The sequence below is a fragment of the Planosporangium flavigriseum genome (assembly GCF_011947225.1).
GTDB lineage: Bacteria > Actinomycetota > Actinomycetes > Mycobacteriales > Micromonosporaceae > Planosporangium > Planosporangium flavigriseum.
Window position 1 is genome coordinate 388397 of record NZ_JAATVW010000001.1, and the last position, 15073, is coordinate 403469.

At 71.6% G+C, this 15073-nt stretch carries 10 protein-coding genes; 4 read left to right on the plus strand and 6 right to left on the minus strand.

The genetic code is table 11. From position 1 onward, the window contains the following. Positions 1 to 16: 16 nt before the first annotated feature. Both HC028_RS01655 and HC028_RS01660 read right to left on the minus strand, forming a co-directional pair. Complete coding sequence (locus HC028_RS01655) at positions 17 to 1300, minus strand: glycosyltransferase family 4 protein (protein WP_239075339.1); 1284 nt, start codon at positions 1298 to 1300, stop codon at positions 17 to 19. A gap of 220 nt (positions 1301 to 1520) precedes the next feature. Beyond that, entirely contained in the window at positions 1521 to 3434 is a 1914-nt protein-coding gene (locus tag HC028_RS01660; protein WP_168071900.1) for an amylo-alpha-1,6-glucosidase, read from the minus strand. Between the two features lie 43 nt (positions 3435 to 3477). Here HC028_RS01660 and HC028_RS01665 point away from each other — a divergent pair, with 43 nt between their 5' ends. From HC028_RS01665 to HC028_RS01680, 4 genes are all read left to right on the plus strand, one after another. After that, a complete protein-coding gene (locus HC028_RS01665) occupies positions 3478 to 6174 on the plus strand; it encodes an MGH1-like glycoside hydrolase domain-containing protein (RefSeq protein ID WP_168071901.1) in 2697 nt (898 codons plus the stop codon). Positions 6175 to 6369: 195 nt separating this feature from the next. Then, entirely contained in the window at positions 6370 to 7404 is a 1035-nt protein-coding gene (locus HC028_RS01670) for an AAA family ATPase (RefSeq protein ID WP_168071902.1), read from the plus strand. Between the two features lies 1 nt (position 7405). Further along, on the plus strand, positions 7406 to 8704 hold the full coding sequence (locus HC028_RS01675; protein ID WP_168071903.1) for a DUF58 domain-containing protein: 1299 nt from the start codon (positions 7406 to 7408) through the stop codon (positions 8702 to 8704). Then, positions 8701 to 11184 carry a transglutaminaseTgpA domain-containing protein gene (locus HC028_RS01680; protein WP_168071904.1) on the plus strand — a complete coding sequence of 828 codons (2484 nt, stop codon included), beginning with the start codon at positions 8701 to 8703 and terminating at the stop codon, positions 11182 to 11184. The genes HC028_RS01675 and HC028_RS01680 overlap by 4 nt, the downstream gene beginning before the upstream one ends. 100 nt (positions 11185 to 11284) lie before the next feature. Here HC028_RS01680 and HC028_RS01685 read toward each other — a convergent pair whose 3' ends face one another. The 4 genes from HC028_RS01685 to HC028_RS01700 form a co-directional block, all read right to left on the minus strand. Beyond that, positions 11285 to 11668 carry a DUF3040 domain-containing protein gene (locus HC028_RS01685; RefSeq protein ID WP_168071905.1) on the minus strand — a complete coding sequence of 128 codons (384 nt, stop codon included), beginning with the start codon at positions 11666 to 11668 and terminating at the stop codon, positions 11285 to 11287. A 176-nt stretch (positions 11669 to 11844) separates the two neighbouring features. After that, positions 11845 to 13110 (minus strand): DNA polymerase IV, encoded by a 1266-nt coding sequence (locus HC028_RS01690; protein WP_168071906.1) that lies wholly within the window; start codon positions 13108 to 13110, stop codon positions 11845 to 11847. A gap of 21 nt (positions 13111 to 13131) precedes the next feature. Next, positions 13132 to 14298, minus strand: a complete 1167-nt coding sequence (locus HC028_RS01695) for an alkaline phosphatase family protein (protein WP_168071907.1) — start codon at positions 14296 to 14298, stop codon at positions 13132 to 13134. A 1-nt stretch (position 14299) separates the two neighbouring features. Further along, positions 14300 to 15031, minus strand: a complete 732-nt coding sequence (locus HC028_RS01700) for a methyltransferase domain-containing protein (RefSeq protein ID WP_168071908.1) — start codon at positions 15029 to 15031, stop codon at positions 14300 to 14302. Between the last annotated feature and the right edge of the window lie 42 nt (positions 15032 to 15073).

Below are 15073 nucleotides of genomic sequence, written 5' to 3' on the forward strand. Positions count from 1 at the left end.
GACAGAGCCGTGCCGATCAGAGCGACAGCAGGTTGCCCTCGGGGACGACGATGCGCGGACGCACGACCCGGGCGAGCGCCGCCGGCGCCTCCGCCGAAACAGCCTCCGCCGAAACAGCCGAGAACCCGGGTGCCTGGCGGAGCGCGCTCCCGTACGCCTCCACCGTGCGCCGGGCGACCGTCGCCCAGCTGTACCGCTCGGCGACCATGGCGCGGGCGTCCTGAGCCAGCTTGCCGGCGTACGACGCGTCGGCGAGCAGGCTGCTGACCGCCTCGGCGAGGCCGTCCGGGTCCTTGGCCGGGAACGTCACGCCCGTCACGCCGGGTTCGACGATCTCGGTCAGGCCACCGGTCACGGCCACGGCCAGCGGCGCCCCGGCCGAGGCGGCCTCGAGGGCCACCATGCCGAACGGTTCGTAGATGCTCGGTACCACGACGGTGTCCATGGCCGCGAGCATCGGCGGCAGCCGGTCCTCGCCGAGGAAGCCGGTGAAGCTGACCGCGCGCTGGAGCTGGCGTCCGCGTACCTCGTCGCGCAGTTCGTCGGAGTACGGCCCGTCGCCGGAGATGACCAGCCGCAGGCCCGGGTGTGCCATCCGCAGCCGGGGCATGGCCGCGATCAGGTCCTGCACGCCCTTCTCGTACACCAGACGGCCGGCGAAGCCGAGCACCGGGCCCTCGCCGGCGTAGCGCGACCGGACCGCGGCGACCGACCGTGGCTTCGGGCGCCACTGGGCCGCGTTGACGCCGTTGGGGACGACCTCGACCTTGCCCGCGTCCAGTTCGAGCAGGCGGCCCACCTCCCAGCGCATGTACGCCGAGCAGACCAGCACCCGCGTGGCCTCGTGGCCCAGCCAGTACTCGATGGAGTGGATGCACTTGTTCATGTCGCCGGGCAACCATCCCTGGTGCCGGCCGGCCTCGGTGGCGTGGATCGTGGCGACCAGCGGCAGCCCGAGGTGCTCGGACAAGGTCACCGCGGTGTGGGCGACCAACCAGTCGTGGGCGTGGACGAGGTCGTACTCCCCGGCGTCGGCGACCCGTAGCGCGGCCCGGGTCAGCGAGTGGTTGAACGCCATCGTCCAAGCCAGCAGCGACGGCGTCGACAGGGGGAACAGCGGCGGGTCCTCGGGGGCGCGCACCACCCGGACGCCGTCGACGTACTCCTCCAGCGGCGCTCCCGGCGCGTGCCGGGCAACGACGGTGACTTCGTGTCCGGCCGCGACGAGCGCGGTCGAGAGTTGATGGACGTGCCGCCCGAGCCCGCCGACGACGACCGGCGGAAATTCCCAGGACAGCATCAGCACACGCAGCGGACGGGAGTTCTTCAGATCATCGAGACTGGTGATGGTGTCCACGCCGCGGCCCCTTTTGTCGCCAATGATCACCGTTCGGACGTGATTCTCCGGCATTTAGGGCAATTTTTATTCCCTCGTACCGGTGAACTGTCGGTGGGATCGGAGCTCATCCTGCCTGGTGAGGGTTACCGACGAAGCAAAAAGCGTTTCCCCGAAGTAACGGTTACCCGATTCTTTCGTGAACCCGAAGAGCCTCCGCCACCGACCACGCCTGGAACGGGCACCCCGTCGCCCGGTGCGGCGGATCGGCGTCGGCGGTCTCACTGACCGACCCAACTCCCCACTCTGACAGATGTACATCGATACCAGCTAGTAACTTTGCCGGCACTGAGCGCAAGGTCACTGCGGCGTCGACGTACGGGCCGATCAGCCACGGCCAGACGGTGCCCTGGTGGTACGCCCGGTCCCGCTCCGCGGAGCCGCCCCGGTGCACGTCCCGGTACGCCGGATCGGTCGGCGCAAGGGTGCGCAACCCCAGCGGGGTGAGCAGATTTTCGCTGACCGCGCGAAACGCGATCTCGCCCCCGTCGGGCATCGGCCCGTGCGGCAGCGACCACGCCAGCAACTGGTTCGGGCGCAGCGCCGGGTCGTCGCCGTCCGGCCCGTCGACCACGTCGTAGAGCCAGCCGGTCGGCGCCGGGAACCGGCGCGCGAAGCTGGCCCTGGCACGGTCGCGGAGCCGGTTCAGGTCGGTGGCTTCGCGGCCGAGCAGGTTGCGCAGTCGGGCCAGCGCGCCCAGCCCGTTGATCCACAACGCGTTGATCTCGACTGGCTTGCCGATCCGGGGCGTTATCGCCACCCCGTCCACCCGGGCGTCCATCCAGGTCAACGCCTCGCCGGGCACGCCCTGCGCAATCAGCCCGTCGGCCGGATCCATCCGGATGCCGTACCGGGTGCCGGCGCGGTGCGCGGCGACCACGGCGTCGAGCGGCTCGACCAGTTCGGCAGCGAGGTCGGTGTCGCCGGTCCGCGCGACGTGCCGGGCCACGGCGTGCAGCATCCACAGCGTCGCGTCGGAGGTGTTGTACTCGGTGGCGCCCGTGTCGGCGGTGTTGGCCAACATCCCTTCCGAGATCGTCGCCGCGTACCCGCGCAGCAGCTCGCGACCCTCGTCGATCCGGTTGGTCGCCAGGAACAGCCCCTCGTAGGAGATCATCGTGTCCCGTGACCAGGCGCCGAACCAGGGATAGCCGGCGACGACGTCGGGGACGTCGCGCCTGACCACGAACGCGTCGGCGGCGAGCGCCAGGGTCGCCGCCGCGCCGCTGCTGGGCTCGGCCGCCTCGACCACCTCCCGGGCCCGCTGCCGCGCCGCCTCGACCACCATCGTCGGCCGTGGCGGCCGCGCCGCGAGAGCGCCGGCCCAGGCCGAGACCTCGAGGACCTCGCCGGCCTTCAAGGCCGCGGAAAAGCGTCCGGCGTACCAGAGGTCCTCGACGGCTGCCAGTCCCCGCGCGGCCTCCTCCCGGGCGTACGCCCCGAAGTGCCACTCCCCGGCCGGCCGCCAGTTGGGTCCGGCCAGCCGGTAGGCATCGGCGATCACCACGCCGTCGGCGGCCGGGGTCATGGCGAGACCACCGGCGTCGGCGCCCCGCTCGCCGTGCGCGTCGCGCCACGTGCACAGCGCCTCCAGGGTCAGCGTCGCCTCGCCCGCGACCAGCCGGTGCACGACCGCCAGCGAGGCCTGGGCGTGGACCATCGCCAACTCGCGCTCGACGACGACGTCACCAATCCGCCAGCGCCACGTCGGAAGGCCGTCTACCAGGGAAAACGACTCCAGAAACCGGTATCCTTGCGGTGCGACCGCACCACCGGCCCATTCGTGGGTGCCCAGGCGGATCACCGCTCCCGACGGGAGCGTCACCACCGGATCGAGCGCCACCAGGCCGACGTGGCGGGCGGCAGCGGTCTCCCCCGACACCACGAGCAGCGCGTGGTAGCGGCGCGTTCGTAGGCCGGAGACCGTACCCATGGCGTAGCCACCACAGCCGTCCGCGACCAGCCATTCGCGGGCCGTACCCGCGTCAAGGTCGCCGCAGACCTGCGGGCCGAACGTGACCGATGGGACGACAGCCATCGACAACCTCCGTGGTGGTCGGACGTATTCGGCATTGGGGACAATGCCCAGTGTGATCGAGGAGCCGACAGTGATCGAAAACAACCCCCGTGCCGAGCGCGCCCGACTGGCCGAGGCGAACTCCGGCGAGCGGCCGTGGCGCGCCTGGGGGCCGTACCTGTCGGAGCGCGCCTGGGGCACCGTCCGCGAGGACTACAGCGAGTGGGGCACCGCGTGGGACTACTTCCCGCACGACCACGCCCGCTCCCGGGCGTACCGGTGGAACGAGGACGGCATGGCCGGCATCTGCGACGAACTGCAGACGTTCTGCTTCGCCCTGGGCCTGTGGAACGGCAAGGACCCGATCATCAAGGAACGCATGTTCGGGATGGGCGGCGACCGCGGAAACCACGGCGAGGACGTCAAGGAGTACTGGTGGTACCTGGACTCCACGCCGACCCACTCCTGGATGCGCTGGCGCTACCACTACCCGCAGAACGAGTTCCCGTACTCGGAACTTGACGTCGAGAACGGCCGCCGGGGCCGCACGGAGCCCGAGTACGAGTTGGTCGACACCGGCGTGTTCGACTCCGACCGGTACTGGATGGTCGAGGTCGACTACGCGAAGGCCTCCCCGACGGACATGTGCATCCGCATCGTGGCCGAAAACCGCGGGCCCGACCCGGCAACCCTGCACGTCCTGCCCACGCTGTGGTTCCGCAACACCTGGTCGTGGGGGCTGCCTGGGCACGAGTACGTGCCGGTGATCCGCGGCAAGGACCGGTCGCTGGTGGCCGAGCACCAGTCGCTCGGCCGACTCGTCCTCATCGGCGACGGCACGCCGCAGTCGCTGTGCTGTGACAACGAGACCAACGCCGAGCGCCTGTGGGGGAAGCCCGGCCGGTCGCAGTACTCCAAGGACGGCATCAACGATCACGTCGTCAACGGCGCCGACACGGTGAACCCGGCGGTCGTCGGCACCAAGGGGGCGCTGCACTACCTGCTGGCCGCGGCGCCCGGCGAGCGTGTCGAGATCCGGTTGCGCCTGACGCTGACCGATCCGGAGGGCACCCCCGCCCCGGCCGCCCCCCTCGACCTCGCGGGCGGCTTCGACCGGGTGATGACCGACCGCCGCGCCGACGCCGACGCGTACTTCGCCGATGTGGTCGGCGCCGGCACCCCGCCGGAGGAGGCGGAGATCGTCCGGCAGGCCGCGGCCGGGCTGATGTGGGGCAAGCAGTTCTTCCACTTCGACGTGCGCCGCTGGCTCGCCGGCGACCCGGCGTCCGAGCCGCCGCCGCCCGGCCGCCGGAACGGGCGCAACAGCGCCTGGTGGCACATGAACTGCCGGGACATCATCTCCATGCCCGACCCGTGGGAGTACCCCTGGTACGCGTCCTGGGACCTGGCGTTCCACTGCGTCACTATCGCGCGGTTCGACCCCGAGTTCGCCAAGGAGCAGCTCCTCCTGCTGCTGCGCGAGTGGTACATGCACCCCAACGGCCAGATCCCGGCGTACGAGTGGGCGTTCGGTGACGTCAACCCGCCGGTACACGCGTGGGCGGCGCTGCGGGTGTTCGAGTTGGACGGCGGCACCGACTACGACTTCCTCGAACGGGTGATGCACAAGCTGCTGCTCAACTTCACCTGGTGGGTCAACCGCAAGGACCTGCGCGGCAACAACCTGTTCGAGGGCGGCTTTCTGGGACTGGACAACGTGGGCCCGTTCGACCGGTCCGCGGCGCTGCCGGTGGCCGGGGTCCTGGAACAGTCGGACGGCACCGCGTGGATGGCGATGTACGCGCTCAACCTGCTCGACATGTCGCTGCAGCTGGCCATCCACGACCCGGTGTACCAGGACATCGCGGTCAAGTTCTTCGAGCACTTCGCCTACATCGCCGGGGCGGCGTACTACCACGACCTGTGGCACGACGAGGACGCGTTCTTCTACGACGTGCTCCGGCTGGACGGCGGCGAGACCGTACCGCTGAAGGTCCGCTCGGTCGTGGGCCTGCTGCCCCTCGCGGCCACCACCCTCGTCAGCTCCGCGACGCTGGAAAGGCTGCCCGAGCTCGCCAAACGCATCCACTGGTTCCTCACCAAGCGTCCGGAGTACGGCGACGTGGTGGGCTCGAAGCGGGCGCGCGGCGGCGAGGAGCTACGGCTGCTGTCGATGGTCGGCCCGGACCAGCTCGTGCGGATCCTCGAACGGATGCTCTCGCCGGAGGAGTTCCTGTCGGACTACGGGCTGCGCACCCTGTCGCGCAGCCACGCCGACCACCCGTTCACGGTCCACCTCGCCGGCACCGACTTCACCGTCGGGTACGAGCCGGGCGAGTCGACCAGCGGGCTGTTCGGCGGCAACTCCAACTGGCGCGGGCCCATCTGGTTCCCGGTCAACTTCCTGCTCATCGAGGCGCTGCGGCGCTTCGGCAGCTTCTTCGACGCCGATCTCCAAGTCGAGTACCCGGTTGGCAGCGGCGAGCGGCACAGCCTGGGCGACGTCGCCGACGACCTGTCCCGCCGGCTCATCGCCATCTTCCGCTCCGACGCCGACGGCCGGCGCCCGGTCTTCGGTGACCAGGAGCTGTTCCAGCGTGACCCGGCGTGGCACGACCTGCTGCCGTTCTACGAGTACTTCCACGGCGACTCGGGCGCCGGCCTCGGCGCGTCACACCAGACCGGCTGGACAGCGCTCGTGGTCGATCTGATCCTCCAGCTGCGCGGCGGCCGTACAACGAGCAGGAATTCCGACAGCTGAGGTGATCACGAAGGTGGCTGGCAGGGGTACTGTTAGCATCCCGCGCTGAAAGGGTGTCCGGCACCCTCCGGCGAACACGGATAACCTGAGCACTGCGGACGTCCTGCGGGAAACGTAACGGACCGGCCTCCGTCACCGGCTGTCCGGTCGCCATGTTCGACGGTGGCCGCACCGCGTACGCCTAGGAGGAGGCCCGTGACGACCCAGCGCACCCAGGATGACCTCGGCAGGCCCCTGCCCCCTTCGGAGTTCCGCGCGGCCACCGAAGCGATCGTCGCGAATATCGAAAGGGTCATCGAGGGAAAGACCGCCACCATCCGGCTCGCGCTGGCCGTGATGCTCGCCGAGGGGCACCTCCTCATCGAGGACGTCCCCGGCGTCGGCAAGACGAAGCTCGCGAAGAGCCTCGCCCGCTCCATCGACTGCTCGGTGCGGCGCATCCAGTTCACCCCGGACCTGCTGCCCTCAGACGTCACCGGGGTGAGCGTCTACAACCAGGAAGTGCGCGACTTCGAGTTCAAACCGGGCGCGGTGTTCGCCAACATCGTCGTCGGCGACGAGATCAACCGGGCCTCGCCGAAGACGCAGTCCGCGCTGCTGGAGTGCATGGAAGAGCGGCAGGTGACGGTCGATGGCGTGACCTACCCGCTGCAGACGCCGTTCATGGTGGTCGCCACCCAGAACCCGATCGAGATGGAGGGCACGTACCCGCTGCCCGAAGCCCAGCGCGACCGCTTCACCGCCCGCATCGCGATGGGGTACCCGGACGCCAAGTCCGAACTGGCCATGCTCGACGGGCACGGCGCCGAGGACCCGGTCCTCGATCTCCTGCCGGTCTCGGACGCGGGCACCGTGCGCCGGCTCATCGCCACCGTGCGCGAGGTACACGCCGCCGACGCCGTCCGGCAGTACGCGGTCAACCTGGTCACCGCGACCCGGGAGTCCCCCGACCTCCGCCTGGGCGCCTCCCCCCGCGCCACGCTGCAACTGCTGCGCACGGGCCGCGCGGTTGCCGCGCTCGACGGGCGCGACTACGTCCTCCCCGACGACCTGCAGTCCCTCGCGGTGCCGGTGCTCGCGCACCGCATCATCCCGACCGCAGAATCGCAGCTGTCGCGGCGCACCACGGACGCGATCGTGGCCGACATCGTGCGCCGCCTGCCGGTGCCGACCGACCGGCACCGCTCCCCGTACGACACCCGCGGCCAGTACGACCCCGGGAGGCGCTGAGGTGCGGGAGGCGCTGCGCGGACTGACCACGCGTGGGCGCTGTTTCGTGGCCGCGGCCCTGGCCTCGGCGCTCGCGTCGCTGATCCTCGGGGAAAAGGACCTCCTGCGGGTCGCCGTGCTGCTGGGCGTGCTGCCGCTGCTCGCGGCCGGCTACGTCGGGCGTACCCGGTACAAGCTGGCCTGCACCCGCACGCTGGACCCGCCCCAGGCACAGGTGGGCGCGACCGCCCGGGTCGTGCTGCGCCTGCAGAACCTGTCCCGGCTGCTGACCGGCACCCTGCTGCTGGAAGACCGCCTCCCGTACGCGCTGGGCACCCGGCCGCGCCTCGTCCTGGAGCGCCTCGGCGCCCACCAGGCCAGCTCGGTGGCGTACAGCGTGCGCGCCGACGTGCGGGGCCGCTACGAGGTGGGCCCGCTGGTCGTCCGCCTGACCGACCCGTTCGGCCTGTGCGAGCTGGCCCGCTCGTTCGCCACGGTCGACCGGCTCACCGTCATCCCACAGATCGTCGGACTCCCCATGGTCCGGCTCGCCGGCGAGTACGCGGGCACGGGCGAGAACCGGGCCCGCGCGGTCGCCGTCCACGGGGACGACGACGCGGCGACCCGCGAGTACCGCCACGGCGACGACCTGCGGCGCGTGCACTGGCGCTCGACCGCGCGGGTGGGCGAGCTGATGGTGCGCCGCGAGGAGCAGCCGTGGGAGAGCCGGGTGACGATCGTCCTCGACACCCGGGCCGGCGCCCACCGCGGCGAGGGCCCGACGGCGAGCTTCGAGTGGGCGGTCTCCGCCGCGGCCAGCATCGCGCTGCACCTGCGGCAGAGCGGGTACAAGCTCCGTCTCGTCACCGGCGCCGGCGTGGACGTGGAGGTCAGCGAGGTCGACGGCGCGGCGGCACTGCTGACGCACCTCGCCGAGGTGAAGCTGTCGGCGGACAGCGACCTCGCAACGCTGGTCGAACGGGTCCGGCGGCGTTCCGACGCCGGACTGGTCATCGGCCTGTTCGGCCCGCTGTCGGCGGCCGAGTCGGAACTCCTGGCCGGGCTGCGTGGCAACGGCACGACCTGCGTGGCGCTGTTCCTGGACAGCACCACCTGGCTCAGCCAGTCGGCGGCCGACCGCGCGGCGTCCGCGGACCGGCACTCCGCCGCCGCGCTGAGCCTGCTCCGCTCCGGATGGCGGGTCGTACCGGTCACCCACGGCGCCCGGCTCCCCACTCTCTGGCCCCAGGTCGCGCGGGGTACGGAGGGCTTCGCCTACCGCGCCGCCATGGCGGAAACGGTGTCGGGGGGTCGACCGTGACCCAGCGCCGTCACGTCACCCTCGTGGCCGCCGCGGCCACGCTGCTCGCGGCGCTGCCGCTGACGAGTGTGTTCGCCACCTGGACGTGGTTCGTCGACGCGCTCATCGTCGTCATCACGACCACCGGGGTCGCGCTCGTCGTACGGAACCTGCGCGTCGCCTCCTGGATCCCGACGGCCGCGATGGCGCTGGCGCTCCTCTTTGTACTCACCTGGGTCTTCCACAGTGGACATGAACTCCTCGGGTTGATCCCGACGCCCAAGACGTTCGCCCACTTCAACGAATTGCTGGTGAGCGCCGGTACGGACATGCGCGACCAGGGCGTACCGGTGGCCGACCGCCAAGGCCTGCTGTTCCTGTCTACCCTCGGTATCGGCGCCGTCGCGATCGTGATCGACCTGTTCACCATGGTGTTGCGCCGTCCGGCCCTCGCGGGCCTGCCGATGCTCGCGATCTACTCCGTTCCGGTCGCGGTACGCGAGGACAGCGTCAACGTCCTGCCGTTCGCGGCCGGCGCCGCCGGGTTCCTGTGGCTGATGGCCACCGACAACGTCCACCGGGTCCGCCGGTTCGGGCGCCGGTTCACCGGTGACGGCCGGGACGTCAGCGCGTGGGAACCCTCGCCCCTCGCGGCGGCCGGGAGGCGGCTCGCGCTGGTGGGGGTGGTCATCGCCGTCACGGTGCCGATGGCCGTACCGGGCAGCAACGCCGGCCTGCTCGACCGGTTCGGTCCGACCGACGGCAGCGGCATCGGCAACGGCCTCGGCCGGGGCGGCAACGGCGCGTCGGTGGATCTCTACGCCGTACTGAGCGGCGAACTGAACAACAACCGCACCTTCGACATGGTGAAGGTGCAGACCAACGATCCCAACCCGTACTACCTGCGGTTCGGGGTGGCCGACGAGGTGACGCCGGCCGGGTTCCGCAACCGCAGACCGGGCGGGGGCCTGGCGGCGACCGCCAACCTGCCGGGGCCGACGGCCCAGCAGGGGCCGGGGGTTGCCCTGCGGCCGTACCACGCTCAGGTGCAGATCGTGGCGCTGAACATGAACACGCTCCCGGTCTACCTGCAGCCGACCAGGACCAGCAGCCTGGACTCGTCCTGGTTCTACGACCGCAACGACCAGTTGATCTACTCCCGCCAGAGCAGCAGTCGGGACAAGAAGTACGGCTTCGACTACGTGCGCGCGGAGTACAGCCCCGAGGCCCTACGCGAGGCGGGGGCCCTCAACGCGGACGACCCCATCCAGCGGCAGTACACGGCGGTGCCGAGGATCCCCGAGGTCGAGCGGAGACTCGCGCAGATCATTTCCGGCAAGTTCACGCCGTACGACAAGGTGCGCGCGATCCACAGCTACTTCTCCGCCAACAACGGCTTCCGGTACAGCCTGGAGACCAAGAGCGGCACGAGCGGCAGCGCGATCGTCGACTTCCTCAACAACAAACAGGGCTTCTGTGAGCAGTACTCGGCGGCGATGGCCTGGCTGGTACGGGCGGCGGGCATCCCGGCCCGGGTGGCCTTCGGGTTCAGCCGGGGCAATAGCCAGAGCGGGGACACCTGGACGCTCACCAACCGCAACCTGCACGCCTGGACCGAGGTGTACTTCGAACGCTTCGGCTGGGTGCCCTTCGACGCCACCCCGGCCACGTTCGTCGGCGGGGTCGACTCGGCGTGGGCGCCCGACCCGAACCGGCCGGCGGACGTCCCCGGCGCCACCGCCCCCCGCGACGACCTTCCGATCCCCGGCGGGCCGGACCAGGCCGCCGCGGCCGGGCCGACCAGCGACCCGCGGCAGGACCGCTTCGGTCCGGACGGCAACGGAGCGACGGTGACCCCGCCCGCGTCGCCCGTACCGATTCCGACCACGCTCGGCGTGCTCGCGGCCCTGGCGCTGCTGCTCGTCCCCGCCCTGTGGCGCGCCCTGCTGCGGCGCCGCCGGCGCCCGGACCGGATCGCCGATCCGCGGGTGACCGGTGCGTCCGCGCCGGCCACGAGGTCGGCGGGCGGCGCGGATCTGGTGGTCGCCGACGACGCCGCGGCCGGCCTGGCTCGCCGGCGGGCCCACGCGGCGTGGGACGAACTGATCGACACGATGGTCGACTACCGGCTTCCGCTCGATCTGGCCAGCACTCCCCGGGCGACCTCCGAGCACCTGGTCAAGACGGCGGCGTTGGACGAATGGGCGGCGACGGGCGCGCGGCTCCTCGGACAGGCCGAAGAGCGCGCCCGGTATGCCCGCCAACCGCTGCGAAGCGACGATCTGACCGGCTCCCTGCGGGCGGTACGTGACGCGATCCGGCAGCGGGTGTCGTGGCGCACCCGACTGCGGGCGGCTTTCCTGCCGGCGTCGGTACTGAGCCGCTGGCGGGCCGCCGCGGGCGAAGCGACGACGCGGCTGACCGTGGCAGTGAGCGAGCGCCGGGACTCACTGGTTCGAGTGCTGCACCCGCGCCGGCTGCTGCCCGGCGGGCGCCGTTGAAGCCGCGCGGTCCAGAAACGTGGTTAAGGACAAAAGCGCCAAAGTCAATGAAAGGGACCCGGCTAAAACGCCCGGGTCCCTTTCATTGTGGGTCTGAAAGTCAGCGATTGTCCTCGGGACGACGCCGCCAGCGTTCCTCCAGCCGGTCAACCAGTGACGAGCGGCGCGGCCGAGTGCGCCGGGTCGCGGTTCCACCGACCGCCCGCAGGTCCCTGTTCTGCCCTTGCCGGTACGACTGCATCGCAAAGACTGCCGAGCCGAGCATAACGACAAATCCGGCCACACCGACCAGGGCTACCTTGCTGAACGCACCATAGATCAACAGCGCGATGCCGGCTAGGAACAGCACGGCAGCGATGACTATCCGACGACGCGCGTGAAAGCGCGGGTCGGTGGCGCGCACCGCCGAGGCGAACTTCGGGTCCTCGGCTAGCGACCGCTCGATCTGCTCGAACAGCCGCTGCTCGTGCTCCGAGAGCGGCACGGTACTCCTCCCCGGTCCTCGAGGGCCGATCCGCACGGATCGACAGACCGTGACAGCCATCCGGCTGCTTAGTCGCAAGTTTACGAGCGGCTAAGCGGGTCGGAAAGCCGGACGACCGTCCAAGCGTACTGTTTTTCCCCGCTCAATGGACCCCCGTCCTATGTTACGGGGTCAGATCACACTGCCGGTGGACGTCGACCGGACTGCGGCTCCGTACGCCCCCCGAGCAGGCTGGCCGGGCGCACCACCCCCGCGCCGAACCGCGCCGCCGCCGCGTCGGCCGCCCGCTCCGCCTCCCGCCACCCGCTGTCCTTCTCGCCGAGCGTGAGCTGCCGGGGCGCCGCATCGACCGGTGACAGGCCCTCGACCCGTACGCCGACTAGCCGGATCCGCTCGCCGGTGCCCAGGGCCTGGAACAGCGCCCAGGCCGTCTCGAAGATCTCCCGGGTGACGTCCGTGGCCACCGGCAGAGTGCGCGACCGGCTGAACGTACGGAAGTCAGCCAGCCGGACCTTGATCGCCACCGTGCGGCCGATCTGGCCTGCCCGGCGCAGCCTGCCGGCGGTCTTGCCGGCCAGGGCCAGCAGGGCCCGGCGGAGGACATCCTGGTCCGACACATCGACGTCGAAGGTCGTCTCCGCCCCGATCGACTTCTCGACGTGCTCCGGGACCACCGAGCGCGGGTCCCTGCCCCACGACAACTCGTGCAGGTGCTGCGCCGCCGCCTCGCCGAGCGCGGAGCGCAGCATGCCGGGCGGCGCCTGCGCCAGGTCACCGACCCGGACCAGCCCGAGCCGGCGCAGCACCTCGGCGCTGCGCTCGCCGACGCCCCACAGCGCCTCCACCGGCAGCGGGTGCAGAAAGTCGAGGACCCGGTCGACCGGCACCACTGCCAGGCCGTCCGGCTTGGCGCGCGTCGACGCCAACTTCGCCACGAACTTGGTCGGCGCCACCCCGACCGAGCAGGTCAATCCCTGCTCGTCGAGCACCCGCCGGCGGATGGCCGCCGCGATCTCGGCCGGCCGGCCGAGCAGCCGCCCGGCGCCCGACACGTCGAGGAACGCCTCGTCCACCGACACCGGCTCGACCAGCGGGGTCATGTCCCGGAAGATCGCCATGACGGCGCGCGAGGCGGCCGCGATGGCGGGGCCGTCGACCGGCAGGAACACCGCGTGTGGGCAGAGCCGCCTGGCCCGCGCGCCCGGCATGGCGCTGCGGACGCCGTAGGCGCGGGCCTCGTAGCTGGCCGACGAGACGACGCCACGCGGCCCGGCACCGCCCACGATCACCGGCTTACCGCGCAGCTCGGGCCGGCGACGGATCTCCACCGACGCGAAGAACGCGTCCATGTCCACGTGCAGCATCGGGCAGCCGGTGTCGTCGGCGTCGGGGCCAAACTCCCCCGTCCCGCCGTCCCGCGGCAATGCCTGGCTGCGCCCCACGACGGGGAGGCTACTGCCGACCTATGACAAGTTCGGCGACGACGCGCCACCCGCCACGAAGAGTGGGACTCGCATCTCGGCGGCGGTGTACGAACCGTGGAAGGCGACCATCCGGGCCACGAACTCCGGCTCCGACCGGGTCGCCACCACCACGTTGCTGTCGTGGCAGGCCACGACGACGTCGCCGACGCGAGCGAGGTGCTCTTCGGGTACGGGCCCGAACCAGCCGGCCGCGACCGCCTCCTCGCGGGGCACGATCCAGGCCCCGTCACCGAGCACCGCCCGCCACGCGGCGATGACGTCGTCGCGGGCCCCCGGCAGCGTGTACAGGTAGCGCACCCGGGGCTCCCCGGCCGCCGCCTCGACCCCCGTACGCAGGCGCGGGTCGGTGTCGAGATCCAGCCGCCCGTCGGCGGGGATGTCGAGTTGACCGTGGTCGGCTGTCACCACCAGCGCCGCGTCCGAGGGAAGCCCCTCGATCAACCGGGTCAGCAGCCGGTCGACGTCGCCGGCCGCCGCGGCCCACTCGTTCGACGCCAACCCGTACGTGTGGCCGGCCCGGTCGAGATCGGGGTGGTACCCGTAGACCAGGCCACCCTCGGAGTTCAGCACGGCGAGCATCTCGGTGGCGAGCGCGTCCACGCCGGCCGCGCCCCGGTAGTCGGCTCCGCGGTACGCCGCCACGGTCAGGCCGCTGCCAGCGAACTCGGCCCGGCTGACCACGGTGACCGGGATACCGGCGGCGGCCGCCCGGTCGAACTGGGTCGGCACCGGCTGCCACTCCTTCGGATCCGGGTCGTCCCACCACTGGATGTGGTTGAGGATCCGGCCGGTCGCCGGGACCCGTACGTTGAAGCCGATCACACCGTGCTGCCCGGGCGGGGCACCGGTGCCGATACTCACCAGGCTCGTCGGCGTCGTGGACGGGAACCCGCTCGTGATGGTGCGTACCGTGCCCAGCCGGCCGGCCGCGAACTCCGCGAGGGTCGGCGCGTACGGGGCCGCGAGCGGAAGCTGGGCGCAGCCCAGGCCGTCGACGAGCAGCATCGCCACCCGGCGCACCCCGGCGAGCGGGCCGCCGGCCAGGCCGAGCGGGTCGGCTACCCCGGGCAGACCGAACGCGCTGAGCACCCCGGGGAGCACCTCAGCGATGGTTTCGGCGCCGTACCTGGGATGGACGACGTCCATCTCAGTCCGCCGGCCGGCGGGCGAACAGGTGAAGTTGGGTGGCGATCTCCCGGTAGGGCGACAGTTCGGAGGCGGCAAGCTCGAAAGCGAGCAGCGCGTCGGTCTGCCCCTCCAGGACAGCGCCGGGCAGCAGGTCGGCGACCACACGTACGCCGTTGGTCTGCTCGACCACCAGGCCGCCGTCCGTGAGCAGGCGGGTCGCCGTGTCGAGGTCGAACCGGCGACGCAGCGTGTCCCGGGCGCCGGTCCGGCCTTCCTGGTCCGTCAGCAGCGCCGCCGCGACGCCGAGGTGCCCACCGACCGCACGGGCCAGCACCGCCGCGACCCGGTTGGCGACCAGGACGCTCGCGACCCCACCGGGGCGCAGCGTCGCGGCGAGCGCCTTGACCACCGTGGCCGGATCATCGACGACCTCGAGCAGGCTGTGGCACAGCACCAGGTCGGCGCTCTCCGGCGCGACCAGATCGGCGAGGTCGTCGCCGTCGCCCTGCATCGCCCGTACCCGGTCGGCGACGCCCGCCTCGGCGGCGCGCCTGGTGAGCGCGGCGAGCGCGTCCGGGCTGGCGTCGATGACGGTGACCTGGTGGCCAGCGATCGCGAGCGGCACGGCGAAACCACCGGTGCCGCCGCCGACGTCGAGAACGGTCAGCGGCCCGGTGGCCCGGTCCAACTCCGCACGCAGCACCGCCCAGACCACCGCGGTACGCGGCGAGGCGCTTCCCTTGGGCTCCACGTCCAGGAGCCTACCCGCGGTTGGGCACGGGGCGGCGTTCTT